The following is a 21,474-nucleotide window of genomic DNA, read 5'->3' as shown; positions in this document are numbered from 1 at the left end:
CTCAGGCCGTGACGGTTGCGATGGCGCCGGCGCCGAGCGCGCGGACATTGACGGCGGATGCGGGCAGTGCATCGGCACGCGTCTCCAGCCAGAAGCGGTACAGCAGGTTGGCGGCACCGCGTGTGCGGTACGAGGCGGTCGAACGCATGTCGGACAGCGGTGTGTAGTCCTGCGACAGGGCCGCCATGCCGGCGCGCACGGTCGCCTCGTTCCACGGCTGGCCCATCAGTGCGGCTTCAGTCGCCGCGCCGCGCTTGGGCGTGGCGGCCATGCCGCCAAACGCGATACGCGCCTGCGTCACCACACCTTGCTCGACCGTAATGCCGAATGCAGCGCACACCGCGGAAATATCCTCGTCAAAGCGTTTGGACAGCTTGTAGGTCCTGAAGTGCTGCGGTCCCTTGACCGGCACGCGCAGCGCGGCGACGAACTCGCCCTCCGCCATGGCCGTCTTCTGGTAGGCCAGGTAGAGGTCTTCGAGCGGCAGCGTGCGGCGCGTCTCGCCGTGTTGCAGTACCACTTCGGCGCCGAGCGCGATCAGCGCCGGCATCGAATCGCCGATCGGCGAGCCGTTGGCGATATTGCCGCCGAGCGTGCCGGCATTGCGGATCGGCAGCGAGGCGAAGCGCTTCCACATCTCCTCGAGTTCCGGGTGCGCGGCGGTCAGCGTGGCGTAGGCCTTCTCCAGCGTCACACCGGCGCCGATCTCGATCATGCCGTTGCGCTCGGTGACGGACTGCAGGTCTTCCACCTGGCCGATATAGAGCAGGTTGCCGAGTTCGCGGAATTGCTTGGTGACCCACAGGCCCACGTCGGTGCTGCCCGCCAGGATGCGGATGCCCGGTTCGGCCGCCTTGATCGCGCCGAACTCCGCCGCGGTGCGCGGGGCGTAGAAGTCCTGCCCCTTGGCGCTGTAGCGGAAAGTTTCGCCGCGCTTGAGGTTGCGCAGCTTATCGGCGATCTGCTTCGGGTCGAGCTTGCTGGCGTGCGGGGCGGGCAGGGCCATCATGCGCTCGCCGGCGTCGATGATCGGGCGGTAGCCGGTGCAGCGGCACAGGTTGCCGGTCAGCGCGTCGCAAATCGTCTGGCGGGCCGGCGCTTCGCCGCCCGGGGTGTGCTGCTGGTACAGCGCCCACAGCGACATGACGAAGCCGGGCGTGCAGAAGCCGCATTGCGAACCGTGGCATTCGACCATGGCTTCCTGCACCGGATGCAGCGTGCCGTCGGCCTGGCGCAGGTCCTCGACGGTGATCAGCGCCTTGCCGTCGAGCGTGGGCAGGAACTGGATGCAGGCGTTGACAGCCTTGAATTCGACATCGCCGCCGTCCTGCAGCTCGCCGATCACGACGGTGCAGGCGCCGCAGTCGCCTTCGGCGCAGCCCTCCTTAGTGCCGGTGCAGCGGACGTCCTCGCGCAGGTACTGCAGTACGGTGCGGGTAACGGGGGCGTCGGATACTTCCCTGACCTGGCCGCGATGGAAAAAGCGGATGGTTTGCGTCTCCATGGTCTTTATCTCGTTCTGTGATGGCGGAAACATAGCATTGGCGCAATTCATGCAATATTCCGCCCAGGTGATATGCCCCATCAGAATGCCCGTCCATCGGCTCGCCGGCCACGCCGATTGACCGATGGCGGGTTGCGTGACATACACTATGCGCCGTTCCCTTACCCCACGCCAGCCTGCCGGCCCAGCCCCGGCACGCCCTCTATCGCCATGCACGGACGCGACCATCTCGACACCTATTTGCTGCGAGTGCTCCACACTCTGCTGACCGAGCAGAGCGTGACCCGCACGGCCGTGCGCCTGGGCCAGTCGCAGCCGGCCATCAGCAATACGCTCAAGCGCCTGCGCGACATCACCGGCGACGCTATTTTGGTGCGGGGCAAAAACGGCATGGTGCCGACCGAGCGCGGGCGCGAACTGCTCGAGCTGGCCGAACAAAGCCTGGCGGCGATGGACCGCATCGCCCGTCCCCCGCAGCAGTTCGATCCGGCCACCACGACGCGCACTTTCCACCTTGGTGCGCCGGATTACCTGGATGCGTTTTTCCTGCCCAATATCGTCGAGCGCATGCGCCGCCTGGCCCCGGGTGCCAAGCTGTTCGTGCATCCGATGACCTCGTCGGGCGACTTCCTCGAAGACCTGGAGCAGGGGCAACTGGACATCGTCATCGGCAACTGGCTGTCGCCCCCGGAACACCTGCATATCTCGCCGCTGTTCGATGACGAGGTGGTCTGCATGCTGGGCGGCCAGCACCCGCTCGCGCGCAAGGGGCTGACGCTGAAGCACTACCTTGAGATGCCTCACCTGGCGCCGGCCCCTTATGCCTCGATGCAGCGCAGCATGATCGACCAGGCGCTCGCCGAACAGGGCTACAAGCGCAATATCCAGGTGACGCTGCCGTATTTCGGGCTGGTGCCGTATGTGCTGATGAAGACCGATATGGTGTTCACCACCGGACGCCAGTTTGCTGCCCACTATGCGCAGTACCTGCCGATCCGGATGGTGCCGGCGCCGGTGACGTTTCCGCGCATGCGCTTCTACCAGCTCTGGCACGAGCGCTGCCATGCCGCGCCGGATGTGATGTGGATGCGCCGGATGATTGCCGAGGTGGCCGCCGACCTGCCGCAATTGCCACGGCTGGAAGCCGAGGCGACCTGAAACGAAAAGGGCAGAGCAGGGCTGCCCTTGAGCCCCCTCGTGCTGTTGACCGGCTTACTTGCTGGCTTGCGTAGCCATGTAGTCCGGGAAAAACAGCTGTTCGCCTTCCACCTTGTAGCCCGCAATGGCCTGCTGGCCTTCCGGTGAAGTGATCCACTCGATCAGCTTCATCGCGTCGGTGTAGTTGGTGCCAGGGTGCCTGGCCGGGTTGACCGCGATGATCCCGTACGGGTTGAACATCTTCGGATCGCCCTGCACGGCGATGGCCAGCCCGGTCTTGGCGCGGTAGGCGCCGTAGGTGGCGCGGTCCGACAGCGTATAGGCCGGCATCTGCGCGGCCATGGTCAGGACCTCGCCCATGCCGAGGCCGGCATTGACGTACCAGGGCTGGCCCTTCGGCTCGATCCCGACTTGCTTCCAGTAGTCCTTCTCCATCACGTCGGTGCCCGAATTGTCGCCGCGCGAGATGAACTTGCTGCCGCTGCCCGCCAGCTTGCGAAAGCCCGCGAGCACATCCTTGCCGCCCTTGATGCCGGCCGGATCGCTGGCCGGCCCCACAACGATGAAGTCGTTGTACATGACGTCGCGGCGGTTGACGCCGTAGCCGGCCGCCATGAACTCGTCTTCCATCTTGCGTGCATGCACGAGCAGCACGTCCACATCGCCCATCTCGCCCATCTTCATGGCCTTGCCCGAGCCCACGGCAATGACCTTGATGTTCACGCCCGTCTTCTGCTCGAACTTTGGCAGCAGGTACTTGAGCAGCCCGGAGTTCTCCGTGCTGGTGGTCGTGGCCAGTTTCAGCTCTCCTGCCTGCGCGGCGGAAAAGGCAACCAGGCAAAGGACGCCGACTACGACGGGAAGCTTCCGGAATGCAGTCCGTGACATATAGGGTTCCTTGAGTTATGTCTATAAAAACATAATTGCCATGCCTTGGCAGGTCATGGAGAATGCACAAAACTACATGAAAAACGGGGCGATTCATTGTGGTCGAGGCACATCCAGGATGTAAATATGAAAGGCGGAACATATGACATTCCGCTTTGAGCTATTTCCGGTGATTGCGGAAGATGACAACCCGCGTGCCAACGCTAAGGTCTTCCAGTTGCTCAAGGCCGTGCGCGAGACTGGTTCGCTGCATCGCGCCGCGCGCGAGATCGGCTTGTCCTATCGCCACGCCTGGGGCGTGATGCGGACGTGGGAGGCCATGTTCGGACGCCCAGTGCTCGACATGGAGCGTGGCCGCGGCGCGTCGTTGACACGTTTCGGCGAACGCCTGCTGCGCGCCGAATTGCGTCTGCGGGAAATCATCGACCCTGCCGTGCAACGCGCCATGGCCGAGTTCGCCGCGGAGCTTGAAGACGCGTCCCAGCCCCAGACCTGCGTGCATTTTTCCGGCAGCCACGATCCCGCCATCGAGGTGCTATCCGCCGCGATCCGGGAGCAGACGGCCGGGCTCCAGATCGACACGGTGTTCTGCGGCAGTGTCGAGGGGCTGATCTGTCTGCAGGAACGGCAATCGGAACTGGCCGGTTTTTATGTGTCGCCCGTGCAGACAGCGGGGTCCGTCGCGCACCTGACCCTGCGCAAGTGGCTGCGGCCCGCCTCGGTGCGCCTGCTGCGCCTGGCGTGGCGTGAGCAGGGCCTGATCGTGGCGCCCGACATGGTTGGCAAAATCCATTCGCTGCGTGACCTGGCCAACACCCGGGCACGCTTCATCAACCGGCAGCGCAGTTCCGGCACGCGCATGCTGTTTGACCAGCTCCTGGTTGCCGACGGGCTCTATCCGGATCAGATCACCGGCTACGACGAGCCCGAATTCAGCAACGAAAAGGTGGCCGAAGCCGTGCATGCCGGGCGCGCGCAGGTCGGCTTCGGGTTGCGCATGAATGCCGAGGCGCTGGGCCTGGGTTTTGTGCCGCTCACGCGCGAGGCGTACTACCTGGCGCTGCGCAAGAACGACCAGACCGCAGGCTGGATGCCGGGCCTGCTGGGTTTGCTGGCCGATCCCGCGTTCGCGCGGCGCATCGAGGCCTTGCCGGGCTACGCCATGGCCGAGCCCGCCGGCATCCTCACGCCGCAGGAAGCGTTGCCGTGGTTCGGCCCCGACGGCAAGGAGGGCGGCTGATCCGCTGGGGGCCGGGCCTGATTGCAGGCGCGGGGTTCGCGCTACACTCCTTGGAGTGCCCTGAGCCATCGTTCCGCCATTGCAAGGAGCCCCATGCTGGAAACCGCCGCGCTGGCCGCAGGCATGTCCTGGGCCAGCGGCTTTCGCCTCTATCTCGCAGTCCTGACCGCCGGCGCGCTGTCGCGGCTGGGCTGGCTGCACCTGCCGCCGGGGTTGCACGCGCTGGAGTCATGGTGGGTGATCGGCGTGGCGGCGGTGCTCGCGCTGGCGGAGTTCATCGCCGACAAGGTCCCCGGCTTTGATTCGGTCTGGGACAGCATCCATACCTTCATCTGTATTCCTGCCGGTGCCATCCTTGCGGCCGCGGCGTTCGGCCAGATGGACCCGCAGTGGATGGTCGCGGCCGGTCTGGTCGGCGGAACCCTTGCCGGCACGGCTCACGTTGCCAAGGCCGGCACGCGTGCGCTGATCAATGTTTCGCCGGAACCGTTTTCGAACTGGGCGGCCTCATTCACCGAGGACATCACGGCAACCGGCAGCCTGCTGCTGGCCTTCTTCCTGCCGGTGCTGTTCCTGGTCCTGCTGGCGGTCTTCCTGGTGATTGCCGTCTGGCTGCTGCCCAAGCTCTGGCGCGGCGTGCGCCGCCTGCATGCTACCTTGCGCAACCGCACGGATCGCTCGCGACCGCCCGCAAGACGAACCTGACCGCTTGTCCGGCCGCGCGCCGCTTGATTGCCCGTCTGGCGGCGCCGTGAAAGAGACTGGAACCACCATTGATGCCAACCGAATCCGCTTCCGTGCCCGACACCGCCGTTTCCGCTTCCGTTGCTCCTGAAGCGCGGCCGGGACATCGATTCTCCCCCTGGCGCCAGGCCTTGCGCATGGCGCGGCGCGACTGGCTGGCCGGCGAGCTGTACCTGCTGTTGTTTGCGCTGGTGCTGGCGGTCGCCGCGCTAACCAGCGTCGGCTTCCTGGCCGACCGCATGCGCCTGGGCCTGGAGCGCGATGCGCGGCAGATGATCGCGGCGGATGTGCTGCTGGTGTCCGACCACCCGTTCGATGCGGCGTTTGCCAACCATGCTGCCGAGACCGGGATGGCGGTGGCACACACGGTAACCTTCCCGAGCATGGCGACGGCACGCCGTGCCGATGCTCCGGCCGGCGCGGAAGCGCCGAGCCAGCTCGCCGCGCTCAAGGCGGTCAGCCCTGCCTATCCGTTGCGCGGCAAGCTGAAGGTGGCGGCCGTGCCCGGCGGTCCGGAGCAGGCCGTCGAAGGCATTCCGGCGCCCGGCACGGTGTGGGTGGACGAGGCGTTGCTGGGCGCGCTGGGGCTGCGCGTGGGCGATGCCCTGCAGCTTGGCAGCCGCACGTTCCGCATCGACCGTATCGTCACGCAGGAACTCGATCGCGGCGCGGGCTTCATGAACTTCGCGCCGCGCGTGCTGATGCCGCTGTCCGATCTCGACAGCACCGGCCTGATCGGCTGGGGCAGCCGCGTGAGCTATCGCATGCTGGTGGCGGGGCCCGACGCGGCTGGCCGTGCCTACCAGCGCTGGGCGGCGGGGGAGATCGACCGCCTCAAGCTGCGCAACACGCGCGTGGAATCGCTCGAATCGGGGCAGCCGCAGATGCGCGCGACGCTGGACCGCGCCGAGCGCTTCCTGTCGCTGGTCGCGGTGCTGTCGTCGATGATCGCCGCGGTGGCGATCGCGATGTCGGCGCGGCGTTATATGCAGCGGCATACCGACGCGTGCGCGGTCTACAAGTGCATGGGGCTGTCGCGCCGGCAGATCCTGGCGGCCTTCGGCCTGGAGTTCCTGTTGCTTGGCGCGGCCGGGGCCGCGGTGGGCGTGGTGCTGGGCTATCTGGCCCACTACGGGTTGCTGATGTCGCTGGGGGGGCTGCTGCAGGTCTCGCTGCCGCAGCCGTCGTTGTTGCCGGCGATCGTGGGCGTGCTGGCCGGGCTCGTGCTGCTGGCGGGCTTTGCGCTGCCACCGTTGCTCGCGCTGACGCGCATCGCGCCGTTGCGCGTGCTGCGCCGTGATATCGGGCCGCCGCCCGTATCGGCGTGGGCGGCTTATGCGCTGGGGCTTGGCGCATTCGTCGCGTTGTTGCTGGTGGCGGCGCGCGATCTGCGGCTCGGGCTGACCACTGCTGGCGGGTTTGCCGCGGCCGGTGCCGTGTTCGCGCTGCTGGCGCTCGGGCTGCTGATGCTGCTGTCGCGCGCGCTGCGCGGCCGGCTGTCGGGCCGGACCGCCGTGGGCTGGCGCTTCGCGCTGGCGGTGCTGGAGCGGCGCCGCGCCGTGACCGTGCTGCAGACCGTGGCGCTTGCGGTGGGCCTGATGGCGCTGCTGCTGCTCGGCATGACGCGCAACGACCTGGTTGATTCGTGGCGCAACGCGACACCCGCCGACGCGCCCAACCGCTTCATCATCAACATCCAGCCGGACCAGCGCGAGCCGCTGCGCGACATGCTGGCCAAGGCCGGCATCCATGACCTGCTGTATCCCATGGTGCGCGGACGCCTGACGCAAATCGGCGAACGCCCGATCCGTGCGGACAGCTACGCCGAAGGCCGCGCGCGCAACCTGGTGGAGCGGGAATTCAACCTGTCCTATACCGACGCGTTGCCGGAGGGCAACCAGGTGGTCGCCGGCCGCTGGCTCAACGGGTCCGGCGCGGGAGCATCGGTCGAGGAGGGCATCGCCAAGACGCTCGGCATCCGGCTCGGCGATACCCTGCACTTCGATGTCGCCGGCCAGACCGTGCAGGCACCCGTGACCTCGCTGCGCAAGCTCGACTGGGGATCGATGCGGGTCAATTTCTTCGTGATCCTGCCGCCGGCCGCCATGCACGGGCTGCCCGAGACCTATATCACCGCCTTCCACTTGCCGCCCGCGAGCGCGGCGCTTGGCAACCGGCTGGTCGCGGCGTTTCCCAACATCACCATGGTCAACACCGACCTGATCCTGCGGCAGATCCAGGCGGTGCTGGACCAGGTCATTGCCGCCGTGGAATTCCTCTTTGTCTTCACGCTGGCGGCGGGCATCACGGTGCTGTACGCGGCACTGTCAGGCGCGCGCGACGAACGCATGCGCGATGCCGGCCTGCTCAAGGCACTGGGCGCTTCGGCCGCGCAGGTCAGGCAAACGCAGTATGCGGAATTCCTGGTGGTCGGCGGGTTGGCCGGCCTGCTGGCCAGCCTCGGTGCGATCGCGGTCGGCTGGGGGCTGTCCCAGTATGTCTTCGATTTCCCTTATCGCTTCAATCCGTGGATCGTGCCGACCGGCGTAGTTTCTGGCATGCTGTGCGCTTTTGCGGGCGGTTGGCTGGGCCTTCGCGATGTGCTGCGCCAGCCGGCGCTGGCGACATTGCGTGATGCATGATGCCCCGGCTTTCCGTCTCAGTTTGCGAGTACCTGAATGAGCACCGAACCCGAATCCACCGGCAAGGCCGGCACCGAAGTCACGGCCTTCGACCTGGTCGGCGGCGAAGCGCGCGTGCGCGAGCTGGTGGACCGCTTCTACGACCTGATGGACCTGGAGCCCGAGTTCGCCGGCCTGCGCGCGATCCATCCGCCTTCGCTCGACGGATCGCGCGACAAGCTGTTCTGGTTCCTGTGCGGCTGGCTGGGCGGCCCCAATCATTTCATCGAGCGCTTCGGCCATCCGCGCCTGCGCGCGCGCCATATGCCGTTCGAGATCGGCGTCAGCGAGCGCGACCAGTGGATGCGCTGCATGGCGCTGGCGATGCAGGACATCGGTTTGTCCGAAGATTTGCAGCTGCGCCTGATGCAGGCCTTCTTTCAGACCGCCGACTGGATGCGCAACGTCGCCCGCTGAAGCGGCCCGGATCGCCCGAGAGTCTTTTCAAAAAGGGGTAGGACGATGCAAGACAAGTTGCCCGAAGCCGCTCACGAACTGCTGGAGTTCTGGTTCGGTCATCACGGCTCGCCGGTCTGGAACACCGAGCGGCGCGAATGGTTCACCAAGTCCGCCGCGTTCGACGAGGTGATCCGCTCGCGTTTCCTGACCTTGTGGGAGACGGCGCACTCCGGCGACCCTGACGACGGAGAGGACTGGTGCGCCACGCATGAAGGCGCCTGCGCGCGCGTGGTGCTGCTGGACCAGTTCCCGCGCAACCTGTTCCGCAACGACCCGCGCAGCTTTGCGACCGACGCCCAGGCACTGGCGCTGGCGCGGCGCATCGTTGAGGGCGGGATGGACCGCGAGTTGCCGACCGGCTTTCACCGCATGTTCTGCTACCTGCCGTTCGAGCACTCTGAGTCGCTGCAGGACCAGAACGAAAGCGTCAGGCTGACAACGCAGTTGCGCGAAGAAACCGCCGGAAAGGTGGACGTGGTGGAGTGGGCGGAAAAGCACCGCGTGGTCATCGCGCGCTTCGGCCGTTTCCCGCACCGGAATGCCATCCTGGGCCGGCAGAGCACGCCGGAGGAACTGGCCTTCCTGAAGGAGCCGGGCTCGTCGTTCTGAGCGTTGAGCTTGCCCGGCCCCAAAGGACCCTGCATCAGATCTCGTCGCGGCGTTCCTGCCACTTGTCGACGATCTCGCGCGGGGCGTTGTCCAGCTTGCCGAGCAGCGCGGCCGGCGTGTCGGCTACATGCAGCAGGTCGGCATGCACCTGCTTGAGGAATCCTTCCTGCACCGCGTGCGACAGGAAGCCCAGCATGCCGTCATAGAAGCCCGCCACGTTAAGCAGCCCGACCGGCTTGGCATGGTAGCCGAGCTGCAGCCACGTGAAGGTCTCGAACAGCTCCTCGAACGTGCCCACGCCGCCGGGCATGGCGATAAAGGCCTCGGCGCGGTCGGCCATCATCTGCTTGCGTTCGTGCATATTGCGCACCACGTGCAGTTCGGTCAGTCCGCGGTGGCCCACCTCCTTTTGCATCAGCGCATCGGGGATGATGCCGATCGCGGTGCCGCCGTGCTCGAGCACGGCATCGGCAACGATGCCCATCAGGCCGACCTTGCCACCGCCATAGACCAGCGACATGCCGTTTTCCACCAGTGCCTTGCCGAGCGCTCGGGCGGTCTGGGCATACTCGGGGCGGTTGCCGGGGCTGGAACCGCAATACACGCAAACGGATTTCACGTCTTGTCCTTGTCTGACTGGTTTTCCTGGGGTGCGCCGGACGCGGCGTATTCGCGCGCGCGCTGCTCGAACGCCTCGCGCGCGCGGCCGCGCAAGTACGGCGCCAGGATCGAAAAAATGTGATAGCTGGAGCCGTGCAGGTAGCCGCGGATCTGCGCCGGGTCGTTGTACTGGCGCGGATGCTGCACGAACTGGAACGACAGCCAGTAAGTGGCGAGCACGACCATGTTGGTACAGATCGCCTCGACCTGCTCCGCGGTCGCTTCCATCTCGCCATCTTCGATGAACTGGGTGCAGATCTCCAGCGCAAAGCGTTTCTTCTGCCCGACGATGCGCTTGAAGTTGGTCTCGAGCATGCGGTTGCGCGCGAGCAGGTCGTTGATGTCCCGGTACAGGAAGCGGTAGTTCCACAGGAACTCCGACATGTACTGCAGGTAGCCCCAGCTCTCGTCCAGCGTGGCCTTGTGGTCCTCGGGCAGCTTCAGGCGACGTTCCATCTCCTGCTCGAAGCGCACGAAGATGGAATTGATGATGTCGTCCTTGTTGCGGAAGTGGTAGTAGAGATTGCCGGGGCTGATCTCCAGGGCGTCCGCAATGGTGGTGGTAGTGACGTTGGGTTCGCCGACTTCGTTGAACAGGCGCAGCGAGACGTCGAGGATGCGGTCCCTGGTGCGGCGGGGACCGGTTTGCGGTTTGGGTTCCATGGGCGTCCGGGCGATCGGTGAATCGGGGCAGGGTAGCGATTATAAGCAATCGGCCCGGCCTGCCTTTCGTACTTTCGCCCTTGCGGCATACCGGCGGCGGCTCAGCCTGCCAGCTGTCGCAACCAGTGCACGAGGTGCGGCCCGGCAATCGCGATCCACGTGCCGCCGCAGAGGATCAGTGCCAGCATGACCGCGGCGCTGCCGAAATCCTTGGCGCGCTTGGACAGGCTGTGCCGCTCCAGCGAGATGCGGTCGATCGCTGCCTCGACGCTCGAGTTCAGCAGCTCAACCATCAGCACCACCAGCAGCGTGCCGAGCAGCATGATGCGCTCGACCGTGCCGACCGGCAGCACGAAAGCGCACGGCGCCAGGATCGCCACCAGCGTCAGCTCCTGGCGGAACGCGCTTTCCTCGAGTACGGCGTAGCGCAGACCGGAAAAGGAATTGATCGCGGCATGCCAGGCACGGGCCAGGCCGCGATTGCCCTTGTGCGGGTTCTGCTCGATCGAATAATCGTTACTTGGCGGGCGAGCTGCCTGCCCCCGCAGCGACGGGTCGGACGGCAGCGGCTGAGGTGGTTTCGGCATGGGTCTGTGGGGCGGGTTGGACAGGCACGTCGTCCGCGCTGCCGGTACTGCCGCCGGCCGAAAGCGGACGCAGGTGCGCCAGGAACTGCTCGGACGCGGCTCGCCACGAGAACCGCTCGGCATGGGCGCGGGCGGTCGCGCGGTCGATGCGCAGCGCTTCCAGGCAGGCTTCACGCAGGTCTTCGTGCATCACGCCGGCCGGGCTGTCGCCGAGCACATCGATCGGGCCGGTCACGGGATAGGCCGCTACCGGCAGGCCGCTGGCCAGCGCTTCCAGCAGCACCAGTCCGAAGGTATCGGTGCGGCTCGGAAACACGAAGACGTCAGCCGAAGCATACACCCGGGCCAGTTCTGGCTGGCTCAGGACGCCGAGGTAGTTGGCACCCGGATAACGCGCGCGCAGCGAGCCCAGCGCGGGGCCGTCGCCCACCACCCATTTGGAGCCCGGCAGGTCCAGCGCCAGGAAGGCCTCCACGTTCTTTTCCACGGCCACGCGGCCGACATAGAGGAAGATCGGATGCGCGGTGTTGAGCACGTTGACGCGTTGCGCCTTGAACACGTCGAGGTCCACGCCGCGGGTCCACAGCACGCAGTGTCCGATGCCGTAGCGCCGCAGGTCGTCCAGCACCACGGGCGTCGGCGCCATCACGGCTTGCGCGGGGCCGTGGAACCAGCGCAGGAAGCGGTAGGTCCACGACAGCGGAATGCCGAAACGGGCCTGCACGTACTCAGGGAAGCGCGTGTGGTAGGCCGTCGTGTACGGCATTTCGCGGCGCAGCGCGTAGCGGCGCGCGGCCATGCCCAGCGGACCTTCGGTGGCGATATGCAGAGCGTCCGGCGCAAAGTCGCGGATGCGCTGCGCCACGCGCGCCGACGGCAGCAGCGACAGGCGGATCTCGGGATAAGTCGGGCACGGCACGGTGCGGAATTCCAGCGGCGTGATCATGTCCACCGTGTGGCCCATGGCCTCCAGCTCGCGGCGGGTCGACTTGAGCGTGCGCACCACGCCATTGACCTGCGGTTCCCAGGCATCGGTGACGATCAGGATCTTCATGCGGACTCCTCGGCGATGTGGCCGCGTTCTTGAAAAATCGGGGGATCGGGCCAGCGGTTCAGCCCGTGATGGCGGCCGCGCGACGGCGCTTGCGCGGCATGGCTTGCGGCGCGTCGAGCAGCGTGGTCCAGTAGACGATCTTGAGCTCGCCTTCCATGGTTTCGACCAGCGCCGACAGGCTTTCGACCCAGTCGCCGTCGTTGCAGTAGAGCTGGCCGTTCACGTCGCGGATCTCGGCCTTGTGGATATGGCCGCAGACCACGCCGTCGCAGCCGCGCCGGCGCGCTTCGTCGACCATCGCGTGTTCGAACGAGCTGATGTAGTTCACCGCGTTCTTGACCTGGTGCTTCAGGTACTGCGACAGCGACCAGTACGGGAAGCCGAGCCGTGCGCGGATGCGGTTGAAGTGTCGGTTCATCGCCAGAATCACCGTGTACAGCGAATCGCCAAGGTACGCGAGCCAGCGCGCGTGGTGCACCACGCCGTCGAACAGGTCGCCGTGCACGACCCACAGGCGTTTGCCGGTAGCCGTCACGTGGACGGCTTCTTCGCGCACCGTGATGTCGCCGAACGCCAGGCCGTCGAACTGCCGGGCGACTTCGTCGTGATTGCCGGGGACGTAGATGACCTCCGTGCCCTTGCGCGCCTTGCGCAGCAGCTTCTGCACCACGTCGTTGTGGCTCTGCGGCCAGTACCAGCCGCGCCGCAGCTGCCACCCGTCGATGATGTCGCCGACCAGGTAGAGCCGTTCGGATTCGTTGTGTTTGAGGAAATCGAGCAGGTAGTCGGCCTGGCAGCCGGCGGTGCCCAGGTGGATGTCGGACAGCCAGATCGCGCGGTACTGCTGGATCGGGTGCGGCTCGGGTGGGAAATGCTGGCTGGCATCGGACGGCGGTGCCAGCGCCGGCAGGGCGGGGGGCTCGGCCGGCGGCGGCACGAAGGCCGCGAGCGCGGCGATGCGCGACAGGACCTGCGAGAGTTCGGGATCAGGACTGCCACGCAGCCTGTGCGAGACTCCCGACAGAATTCCGAGTGCAGACCGGATTGCTTGAACCATGGCGGCCCCGATGACGGCGATGGCTGCATTCAGCCAGTACGCCGTGACGGAGCGGTGACGGAAACATGAATGACATATGAAACGTTGCCGCCATCCGACAGCACCGCCCGGGGATATCAGGGCGCTGCCGTGCGCAGCGAGGCCAGGGCGTCGAGCACCGCCGCGATGGCGCGCGGATCGCGCAGCAGCGATACATGGCCGATGCCCGTCAGCGTCTTGTGCTGCGCGCCGTCCAGCCAGCTGGTGCAAGGCGGGCCGGCGATGGAATCGTGCCAGCTGAAGATCGACACCAGGCGCGTGCGCAAGCCCGGTGCATCGGCTTCGGTCCGGGCCAGCCCCGTCAGCCAGGGGCTGCCGCAGCGCATCTGCCAACTGTTGCGGCCGGCGCCGAAGCGGGCCAGAGCGCAGCCGTGGTGCGGGGTGCCAAGCGTGACGACCCCGGCGCAGAGCTTCTCCCCGGAGCGCGCCAGTGCCGCCCGCGCGACCAGCCCGCCCATGCTGTGGCATACCAGCAGCGGGGGCTGGCCTGTACGCGCATTGACCTGGCCGATATGCCGGCGCAGGGCGTCGGCATAGTCGTCGAGATCGCCCAGAACGGGTTCGAGATCGATGGCTTCGCAGGGATAGCCGGATGCCGCCAGCGCGGGTTGCAGGTCCATCCAGACAGCATGATTGCAGGCGTAGCCATGCACCAGCAGCACAGTGGGCGTCGGGCGGCTGGCGAACGTTTCCGCGGGCTGCGCGTATCGGCGGTGAGAGCAGAACGGCTGCAGCCAGTTGAACATGCGGAAGACCGCAATGAACTCATTGGCGAAGCACCGGATGGCCTCGGCGGGCCGCAGCGGCAGCCTGCCGCTGGCAAGCCCGGTCGGCGCGGGAGGAGGGCGCAGGTGGCGCGCCACGCCGGTACCGCGCAGCGTCATGGCAAAGGCCAGTCCGATGCCCCCGGCAAGTCCGGCCAGCATGGCCGCGATGCCGGCAAACAGTGCCGCCGGCCAGCTCCAGCCGGCGTATTGCGTCAGTAGCCAGCCGATTCCGGCCGCAGTGGCCGCCTGCAGCGTTACCGCCACGCGGCGCGCGCTGGCGGCGCTCAGGGTCATGGGCGCGGTGGCCGCAGGTCGGTCACGCGCGTGCGCGCCAGGCGGTCGTGCAGGAACTGGCGGCGCGGATCGAGCAAGGCCAGCAGGATCCATACGAAGAGCCCGCCGCAGAGCACGCCGACGAACGGGCCTTTCACCAGGCCTAACCAATGCCCGAGCGCTGCCGAAGGCGGCAGCCACAGCCACGCCAGGACATAGCGCAGCGCGGCCTGCGGCCATCGCGGCGGCTCGCCTTGGGCGGTCTCAATCCGCATGCGCCAGGTCTGCATGGCCAGCGTCTGGCCGCTGCGCTGCCAGAACCAGGTGAAATAGAGCCCCATGACCACAAAGCTCCATCCCTGGATGGCATAGGGGCTGTCGAGGCCAAGCTGCTGCAGCGTCGGGCGGACCAGCAGGAATAACGCCGTCGAGGCGCTCAGCACGCCGAACAGGAGTACCCCCTCGTACAGCATGCAGGCGATGCGTCGACGTAGCGGTGGGGCGGACGGTTGCGAGGAGACGGCGGGCGACGGAGCGAGGGTGGCGGCAGGCATGGCACGGAATCGGATGACCTTGGACAAGCGTTCCGGCGTGACCGGGCCTGGCCCGGGCATGGGCGGAATCCGGCGATTATGCCAAATGGCTGTCCGTGGGGCGCTTTACTGCCGGATTGTGCTGTCGGCCTGGGTGGTGGCAGCGGCTTCGGACCCGCCTTCCGGTGCGGACGCGGGGGCTGCCGGAGCTGCCGGCGCGTTTGCCGGCGGCGTTGCAGCCGCCGGGGCGGCCGATGCGTCGGCGATGCCGGCCCTGGCCGTTGCCGCCGAGGCCGGCTTTGCAGTCCCTGCGGCAGCCTTCTTGTCCTGGCGAATCTGATGGCTGGTGTCACTGGGCAGGCGTTTGCCGCTGGGCAGCGCACTGACCGCGCCGGGCCGGCGCGGCACGCGCTCGGCGGCCGCCAGCTTCTTCTTCTGCTCTTCGGGCAACTGCTGGTACTTGTCCCAGGCCTCGGCTTTTTTCTCTGCCGGCAAGGCGCGCGTGATCTGGTAGTTCTCGCGCGCCAGGCGGCGCTGCTGCGGCGTCATCTTGACCCACTCGGCCATCCGCGTCTGCAGCCGGGCCTGTTCATCCGGCGAAAATTTCGGGTAGCGTTCGGCAATACGCAGCCACTTGCGCCGGTTGAGTTCGGGCAGTGTGTCCCACAGCGGCTGCAGCGGCCCCAGGATGCGCTGCTGGACCGGCGTCAGTTCCGACCAGGCCGGGCGTGCATTGACAGCCTGCGCGGCCTGCGGCGCCGACACCGGGCCTTGCGCATGGGCCGCGGGCGGTATCAGGCACCAAGCGACGGCAGCACAGAAACCCGACAGCAGCAGGGTTTCCAGCCGGCGGCGGATTGCGTCGGGGCGGGAAGTCGCACGGGCCATGTCTATTGCCCGCGCTTCAGGAACACGTGGAAGCCCTGGTCGGCGTATGCCGTGGGGGGGAGGTCGTCGAGCAGCATGGCGGCATCGATGTCCGCCAGTTCCTCGACACGCTTCTGTTGCTGCCAGTGATAGATGCCGATCAGGCCGGCGCCGAGCGCGACCAGGGCCCAGACCAGCGCGCCGCGCTTCAGCCAGCTGCCGACCCGGTGCAAGGCAGAATCGTCTTCGTCGTCGAACGACGGCGCGTGATGGCCGGTCGGCATGGCAAATTGCGGTGCGCGCACCGGCGCCTCGGCTTTCTTGTGGGCCAGCGCCATGCGGCGCGCAGCGGCCAGCCGCTCGCTCACATCGGCCGGCAAATTGTCGGCGGATGCGTCAAGTGCAGCGCGAACCTCATGCGCGAAGCGTAGTTCCTGAATTTCTCTGTCGTTTCTGCTCATAGTCGAACCCCCCGTGCGCGCAATGCTTGCGCCAGGGTATGCGTGGCACGGGAACAGTGCGTCTTGACGCTGCCTTCTGAGCACCCCATGACCGCGGCGGTTTCGGCGACGTCCATATCCTCCCAGTAACGCATCAGGAATGCCTCGCGTTGACGCGTGGGCAGACGCTGGATTTCCTGCTCGATGATATGCATTACCTGTGCCCGCTCGACCTTGTCGGCGCTGCTCTCGGCCAGCTCTGATCCGGGCTGGGCTTCGAGCGTATCGAGCAGGTCGTTGTCGTCGCCGTCGCGTTCGTCGCGCAGGCTTGAGAACAGCGACACCCAGGTATTGCGTACCTTCTGCCGGCGGAAATGGTCGTGAATCGTGTTCTGCAGAATGCGCTGGAACAGCGGGGGCAATTCCGCGGCGCTCTTGTCGCCGTATTTTTCCGCCAGCTTGATCATGGCGTCCTGGACGATGTCCAGCGCCGCTTCGTCGTCGCGCACGGCAAAGACTGCCTGCTTGAAGGCGCGCCGCTCGACGCTGGCAAGAAAGTCGGACAGTTCCTGGTCGGTAGCCATGCAGGCGGGTGAAAACGATATCTCTGTGCTGGCGGAAGTGCTGCGAACGGCTCGCGGCGTAGCCGGAGTGGTGCGATGCTAGCAAAAAACAACTGGCCATGACCACTTCTGTATTGTCCCTAATACAAGAACCCGTCTGCAAAATGGCGGCGGGGCGACAAAAAAGATCATAGACCGCGCTGGTGCATTGCAGTATCATCGACGGTTCACACGACATCAGTGGTTGTCTCATCCGGCCGCTTATGAGGCGGTCTTCCATGCAGACGCGCACCGCTTGAACCCGTGCCACAAGCCCGGCAGAGAGCATCCAAACAATTTTTTGCCGAAAATTGCAAAGGACTGAAATGAACATGCCCAGCGCGGAATTCTCCCACGCAGACAGCAATTCATCTGCCGCACCCGAAATGATCGGTGCGGAAATTCTCGTTCACGCACTAGCCGAAGAAGGCGTTGAGTACGTCTGGGGTTATCCCGGCGGCGCAGTGCTGTATATCTACGACGAGCTTCACAAGCAAACCAAATTCGAGCACATCCTGGTGCGCCACGAGCAGGCCGCGGTTCACGCCGCAGACGGCTATGCGCGGGCAACCGGCAAGGTGGGCGTCGCCCTGGTGACCTCCGGTCCCGGCGTGACCAATGCCGTCACGGGCATTGCCACCGCGTATCTCGATTCGATCCCGATGGTGGTGATCACCGGCAACGTGCCGACCCACGCGATCGGCCAGGATGCCTTCCAGGAATGCGATACCGTCGGGATCACCCGGCCGATCGTCAAGCACAACTTCCTCGTGAAGGACGTGCGCGACCTCGCATCGACCATCAAGAAGGCGTTCTATATTGCCTCCACCGGCCGTCCGGGCCCGGTAGTCGTGGACATTCCCAAGGATGTCTCGCGCAACACCTGCAAGTACGAGTACCCCAAGTCGATCGACATGCGCTCGTACAGCCCGGTGAACAAGGGGCATTCGGGCCAGATCCGCAAGGCCGTGGCGCTGCTGCAGGGTGCGGAGCGTCCGTACATCTACGCCGGCGGCGGCGTGGTGCTGGCCAATGCCAGCGAGGAACTGCGCCAGCTCGCTGCCCTCACGGGCCACCCGGTCACCAACACGCTGATGGCCCTGGGCGCGTTCCCGGGCAGCAGCAAGCAGTTCGTCGGCATGCTCGGCATGCACGGCACGTATGAAGCCAATATGGCCATGCAGGACTGCGACGTGCTGATCGCCATTGGCGCGCGTTTCGATGACCGCGTGATCGGCAATCCGGGACACTTCGCCTCGCAGGCGCGCAAGATCATCCATATCGACATCGACCCGTCGTCGATTTCGAAGCGCGTGAAGGTCGATATCCCCATCGTCGGCAACGTCAAGGACGTGCTGCAGGAACTGATTGCCCAGCTCCAGGCCAGCGACGTCAAGCCCAAGCGCGAGGCCCTGGCCAAGTGGTGGGAGCGCATCGAGCAATGGCGTTCGGTGGACTGCCTCAAGTACGACCGCAGCTCCGAGATCATCAAGCCGCAGTACGTGGTCGAGAAGATCTGGGAACTGACCAAGGGCGATGCCTTCATCTGCTCCGACGTCGGCCAGCACCAAATGTGGGCCGCGCAGTTCTACAAGTTCAACGAGCCGCGCCGCTGGATCAACTCCGGTGGCCTGGGCACGATGGGCGTGGGCCTGCCGTACGCCATGGGCATCAAGAAGGCGTTCCCGGAGAAGGAAGTCGTCACCATCACCGGTGAGGGCTCGATCCAGATGTGCATCCAGGAACTGTCGACCTGCCTGCAGTACGACACCCCGGTCAAGATCTGCTCGCTCAACAACGGCTACCTGGGCATGGTGCGCCAGTGGCAGGAAATCGAGTATGACAACCGCTACTCGCATTCCTACATGGATGCACTGCCTGACTTCGTGAAACTGGCCGAGGCCTATGGCCATATCGGCATGCGCGTGGAAAAGACGTCCGACGTCGAGCCGGCGCTGCGCGAGGCCTTCCGCCTGAAGGACCGAACCGTGTTCCTGGACTTCCAGACCGATCCCACCGAAAACGTCTGGCCGATGGTCCAGGCGGGCAAGGGCATTTCCGAAATGCTGCTCGGCGCGGAGGACCTGTAATGCGACACATCATTTCGGTCCTGCTGGAAAACGAACCGGGCGCGCTGTCGCGCGTGGTCGGCCTGTTCTCGGCTCGTGGCTACAACATCGAGACGCTGACGGTGGCCCCCACCGAAGACGCATCGCTGTCGCGCATGACGATCGTCACGACCGGTTCGGATGACGTGATCGAACAGATCACCAAGCACCTGAACCGCCTCGTGGAAGTGGTGAAGGTGGTCGACCTGACCGAAGGCGCGCACATCGAGCGCGAGCTGATGCTCGTGAAGGTGCGCGCGGTCGGCAAGGAGCGCGAGGAAATGAAGCGCACCGCCGACATCTTCCGTGGCCGCATCATCGACGTTACCGAGAAGACCTACACCATCGAGCTGACCGGCGCTGGCGTCAAGCTCGATGCGTTTCTCGATGCCATCGACCGCACCGCCATCCTCGAGACCGTCCGTACCGGCGGCTCGGGCATTGGCCGCGGCGAGCGCATCCTGAAGGTCTGAACGGACGTCCCGCACGCACGCTGAAAGTTTTCGCAGTATCCCCCCGGGCGGCGCGATCCGGACGCACACGATGCGCCTGATGATGCCGCCTCCTCATACAAAGATAGAGACTGAAGGAATTATCATGAAAGTGTTTTACGACAAGGACGCCGACCTCTCCCTCATCAAGGGCAAGAACGTCACCATCATCGGCTACGGCTCGCAAGGCCACGCCCACGCGCTGAACCTGAAGGATTCGGGCGTGAACGTGACGGTTGGCCTGCGCAAGAGCGGCGCGTCGTGGAACAAGGCCGTCAACGCCGGCCTGCAGGTGAAGGAAGTGGCCGAGGCCGTGAAGGGCGCCGACGTGGTCATGATCCTGCTGCCGGACGAGCAGATCGCCGACGTGTACAAGAACGAAGTGCACGCCAACATCAAGGAAGGCGCCGCGCTGGCCTTCGCCCACGGCTTCAACGTGCACTACGGCGCCGTCGTGCCGCGCGCCGACGTGGATGTCATCATGATTGCGCCGAAGGCTCCGGGCCACACCGTGCGCGCCACGTACACCCAGGGTGGCGGCGTGCCCCACCTGATCGCCGTGTACCAGGACAAGTCCGGCGCCGCCCGTGACATCGCGCTGTCGTACGCCACCGCCAACGGCGGCGGCCGTGCCGGCATCATCGAAACCAACTTCCGCGAAGAAACCGAAACTGACCTGTTCGGCGAGCAGGCCGTGCTGTGCGGCGGTACCGTCGAGCTGATCAAGGCTGGCTTCGAAACGCTGGTGGAAGCCGGCTACGCGCCGGAAATGGCCTACTTCGAGTGCCTGCACGAGCTGAAGCTGATCGTCGACCTGATCTACGAAGGCGGCATCGCCAACATGAACTACTCGATCTCGAACAACGCCGAGTACGGCGAATACGTCACCGGCCCGCGCGTCGTGACTGAAGAGACCAAGAAGGCCATGAAGCAGTGCCTGAAGGACATCCAGACCGGCGAGTACGCCAAGAGCTTCCTGCTGGAAAACAAGGCTGGCGCCCCGACCCTGTCGTCGCGCCGCCGCCTGAACGCCGAGCACGAGATCGAAGTGGTTGGCGAGAAGCTGCGCGCCATGATGCCGTGGATCGCCAAGAACAAGATGGTCGACCAGTCGAAGAACTAAGCTGCCTGACAGCTTTAAGGCTGTGCCGCCCGATGGGTGGTACGGCCACAGCCGTTCAGTGTCTCGTGGATGCCTTCTATAGTGAGAAGGGATTCGCGGGGCCTGAACGGCTTTTTGTTATCCTTGTCAGACTTTGGGCGGAGCTGCCTTATCCTGCTCTGCTTCGGTGCCGTCGGGCCCGCCAGTGGCCGCGTCTGCCGCAGTTGAGTGCGCGATCGTGCCTTTTCCTTTCCATCAAACAAGCACTGCATGAACTATCCTCATCCGCTGATCGCCCGTGAAGGCTGGCCATTCCTGGCCGGCGCCTTTCTCATCTCGCTGCTGGTGCATGCCAGCGCGGGTTTCTGGTGGGCATTGCCGTTGTGGATCATCACGCTGTTCGTGCTCCAGTTCTTCCGTGATCCGCCGCGCCCGATTCCCGCGCAACCGAATGCCGTGCTGGCACCCGCCGACGGGCGCATCGTCTCGGTGGAAAAGGTGCAAGACCCGTATGCCGGCCGTGAAGCGCTGAAGATCAGCGTGTTCATGAACGTGTTCAACGTGCATTCGAACCGTGCCTCGATCGACGGCCAGGTCGAGAAGCTCGAATACTTTCCGGGCAAGTTCGTCAACGCGGACCTGGACAAGGCGTCGACGGAGAATGAACGCAACGCGGTGGTGATCCGCCGCGCTGCCGATGGCCAGATCGTGACGCTGGTGCAGGTGGCTGGCCTCGTGGCACGCCGCATCCTGTGCTACACCCGCGTCGGCGACAGCCTGGCGCGCGGCCAGCGCTATGGTTTTATCCGTTTTGGTTCCCGGGTGGACGTCTACCTGCCGCTGAATGCGCGGCCGCGTGTCACCATCGGCGAAAAGGTGTCGGCATCGTCGACGGTCCTCGCCGAGCTGGATGAACTGAAGTAAGCGACAACCAGACAGGAGCGCTGT

22 protein-coding genes are annotated in these 21,474 nt (G+C 65.7%); 10 read left to right on the top strand and 12 right to left on the bottom strand.

Annotation, left to right across the window (positions count from 1 at the left end; all coding sequences use genetic code 11):
- Position 1: 1 nt before the first annotated feature.
- Positions 2-1,504, bottom strand: coding sequence for a xanthine dehydrogenase small subunit (gene xdhA / locus ACIGJB_RS11055; protein WP_483729863.1), 1,503 nt, complete (start codon positions 1,502-1,504; stop codon positions 2-4).
- 210 nt (positions 1,505-1,714) lie between these two features.
- On the opposite strand from xdhA, the gene ACIGJB_RS11050 reads away from it, so the two are divergent.
- Entirely contained in the window at positions 1,715-2,662 is a 948-nt protein-coding gene (locus ACIGJB_RS11050; protein WP_483732316.1) for a LysR substrate-binding domain-containing protein, read from the top strand.
- A 54-nt stretch (positions 2,663-2,716) separates the two neighbouring features.
- Here the strand turns inward: ACIGJB_RS11050 and ACIGJB_RS11045 are convergent, their stop codons facing one another.
- The gene (locus ACIGJB_RS11045; protein ID WP_483729862.1) at positions 2,717-3,550 is read right to left on the bottom strand and encodes an ABC transporter substrate-binding protein; all 834 of its coding nucleotides are present in this window, start codon (positions 3,548-3,550) and stop codon (positions 2,717-2,719) included.
- Positions 3,551-3,692: 142 nt separating this feature from the next.
- Here ACIGJB_RS11045 and ACIGJB_RS11040 point away from each other — a divergent pair, with 142 nt between their 5' ends.
- The 5 genes from ACIGJB_RS11040 (at position 3,693) to ACIGJB_RS11020 (ending at position 9,283) form a co-directional block, all read left to right on the top strand.
- Positions 3,693-4,790 (top strand): substrate-binding domain-containing protein, encoded by a 1,098-nt coding sequence (locus ACIGJB_RS11040; RefSeq protein ID WP_483729861.1) that lies wholly within the window; start codon positions 3,693-3,695, stop codon positions 4,788-4,790.
- Between the two features lie 93 nt (positions 4,791-4,883).
- Positions 4,884-5,495, top strand: a complete 612-nt coding sequence (locus ACIGJB_RS11035) for a DUF4126 domain-containing protein (protein WP_483729860.1) — start codon at positions 4,884-4,886, stop codon at positions 5,493-5,495.
- Positions 5,496-5,566: 71 nt separating this feature from the next.
- On the top strand, positions 5,567-8,176 hold the full coding sequence (locus ACIGJB_RS11030) for an ABC transporter permease (protein ID WP_483729859.1): 2,610 nt from the start codon (positions 5,567-5,569) through the stop codon (positions 8,174-8,176).
- 36 nt (positions 8,177-8,212) lie between these two features.
- Positions 8,213-8,632, top strand: coding sequence for a group II truncated hemoglobin (locus ACIGJB_RS11025; RefSeq protein ID WP_483710896.1), 420 nt, complete (start codon positions 8,213-8,215; stop codon positions 8,630-8,632).
- 45 nt (positions 8,633-8,677) lie between these two features.
- Positions 8,678-9,283 carry a DUF924 family protein gene (locus ACIGJB_RS11020; protein WP_483729858.1) on the top strand — a complete coding sequence of 202 codons (606 nt, stop codon included), beginning with the start codon at positions 8,678-8,680 and terminating at the stop codon, positions 9,281-9,283.
- A gap of 34 nt (positions 9,284-9,317) precedes the next feature.
- On the opposite strand, the gene ACIGJB_RS11015 is transcribed toward ACIGJB_RS11020, so the two are convergent.
- The 10 genes from ACIGJB_RS11015 to ACIGJB_RS10970 form a co-directional block, all read right to left on the bottom strand.
- Complete coding sequence (locus ACIGJB_RS11015) at positions 9,318-9,902, bottom strand: LOG family protein (protein ID WP_483729857.1); 585 nt, start codon at positions 9,900-9,902, stop codon at positions 9,318-9,320.
- A complete protein-coding gene (locus ACIGJB_RS11010) occupies positions 9,899-10,606 on the bottom strand; it encodes a TetR/AcrR family transcriptional regulator (protein WP_483729856.1) in 708 nt (235 codons plus the stop codon). Before ACIGJB_RS11010 ends, ACIGJB_RS11015 begins: the two co-directional genes overlap by 4 nt.
- A gap of 101 nt (positions 10,607-10,707) precedes the next feature.
- Positions 10,708-11,193, bottom strand: a complete 486-nt coding sequence (locus tag ACIGJB_RS11005) for a diacylglycerol kinase (RefSeq protein WP_483729855.1) — start codon at positions 11,191-11,193, stop codon at positions 10,708-10,710.
- Positions 11,123-12,247 (bottom strand): glycosyltransferase family 4 protein, encoded by a 1,125-nt coding sequence (locus tag ACIGJB_RS11000; protein ID WP_483729854.1) that lies wholly within the window; start codon positions 12,245-12,247, stop codon positions 11,123-11,125. The genes ACIGJB_RS11005 and ACIGJB_RS11000 overlap by 71 nt, the downstream gene beginning before the upstream one ends.
- Positions 12,248-12,305: 58 nt before the next feature.
- A complete protein-coding gene (locus ACIGJB_RS10995; RefSeq protein WP_483729853.1) occupies positions 12,306-13,304 on the bottom strand; it encodes a UDP-2,3-diacylglucosamine diphosphatase in 999 nt (332 codons plus the stop codon).
- Between the two features lie 116 nt (positions 13,305-13,420).
- Positions 13,421-14,404 carry an esterase/lipase family protein gene (locus ACIGJB_RS10990; protein WP_483729852.1) on the bottom strand — a complete coding sequence of 328 codons (984 nt, stop codon included), beginning with the start codon at positions 14,402-14,404 and terminating at the stop codon, positions 13,421-13,423.
- On the bottom strand, positions 14,401-14,937 hold the full coding sequence (locus ACIGJB_RS10985) for an RDD family protein (protein WP_483732315.1): 537 nt from the start codon (positions 14,935-14,937) through the stop codon (positions 14,401-14,403). The genes ACIGJB_RS10990 and ACIGJB_RS10985 overlap by 4 nt, the downstream gene beginning before the upstream one ends.
- Before the next feature lie 105 nt (positions 14,938-15,042).
- Positions 15,043-15,804 carry a DUF3106 domain-containing protein gene (locus ACIGJB_RS10980; protein WP_483729851.1) on the bottom strand — a complete coding sequence of 254 codons (762 nt, stop codon included), beginning with the start codon at positions 15,802-15,804 and terminating at the stop codon, positions 15,043-15,045.
- 2 nt (positions 15,805-15,806) lie between these two features.
- Positions 15,807-16,244 carry a DUF3619 family protein gene (locus tag ACIGJB_RS10975; RefSeq protein WP_483710906.1) on the bottom strand — a complete coding sequence of 146 codons (438 nt, stop codon included), beginning with the start codon at positions 16,242-16,244 and terminating at the stop codon, positions 15,807-15,809.
- Positions 16,241-16,807: an RNA polymerase sigma factor gene (locus tag ACIGJB_RS10970; RefSeq protein ID WP_483710907.1), complete on the bottom strand. Its 567-nt coding sequence runs from the start codon at positions 16,805-16,807 to the stop codon at positions 16,241-16,243. The genes ACIGJB_RS10975 and ACIGJB_RS10970 overlap by 4 nt, the downstream gene beginning before the upstream one ends.
- Positions 16,808-17,151: 344 nt before the next feature.
- Here ACIGJB_RS10970 and ACIGJB_RS10965 point away from each other — a divergent pair, with 344 nt between their 5' ends.
- From ACIGJB_RS10965 to ACIGJB_RS10950, 4 genes are all read left to right on the top strand, one after another.
- Complete coding sequence (locus ACIGJB_RS10965) at positions 17,152-18,915, top strand: acetolactate synthase 3 catalytic subunit (protein WP_483710908.1); 1,764 nt, start codon at positions 17,152-17,154, stop codon at positions 18,913-18,915.
- On the top strand, positions 18,915-19,406 hold the full coding sequence (gene ilvN / locus ACIGJB_RS10960; protein WP_483710909.1) for an acetolactate synthase small subunit: 492 nt from the start codon (positions 18,915-18,917) through the stop codon (positions 19,404-19,406). Before ACIGJB_RS10965 ends, ilvN begins: the two co-directional genes overlap by 1 nt.
- A 124-nt stretch (positions 19,407-19,530) precedes the next feature.
- Positions 19,531-20,547, top strand: coding sequence for a ketol-acid reductoisomerase (gene ilvC / locus ACIGJB_RS10955; RefSeq protein ID WP_483729850.1), 1,017 nt, complete (start codon positions 19,531-19,533; stop codon positions 20,545-20,547).
- A 249-nt stretch (positions 20,548-20,796) separates the two neighbouring features.
- Positions 20,797-21,450, top strand: coding sequence for a phosphatidylserine decarboxylase (locus ACIGJB_RS10950; RefSeq protein ID WP_483729849.1), 654 nt, complete (start codon positions 20,797-20,799; stop codon positions 21,448-21,450).
- Positions 21,451-21,474 lie beyond the last annotated feature (24 nt).

This window comes from Cupriavidus sp. C2SS-8b, assembly GCF_057073745.1.
Note: the sequence above shows the minus strand (reverse complement) of the source record. Positions and strands in the feature narration are given on the sequence as shown.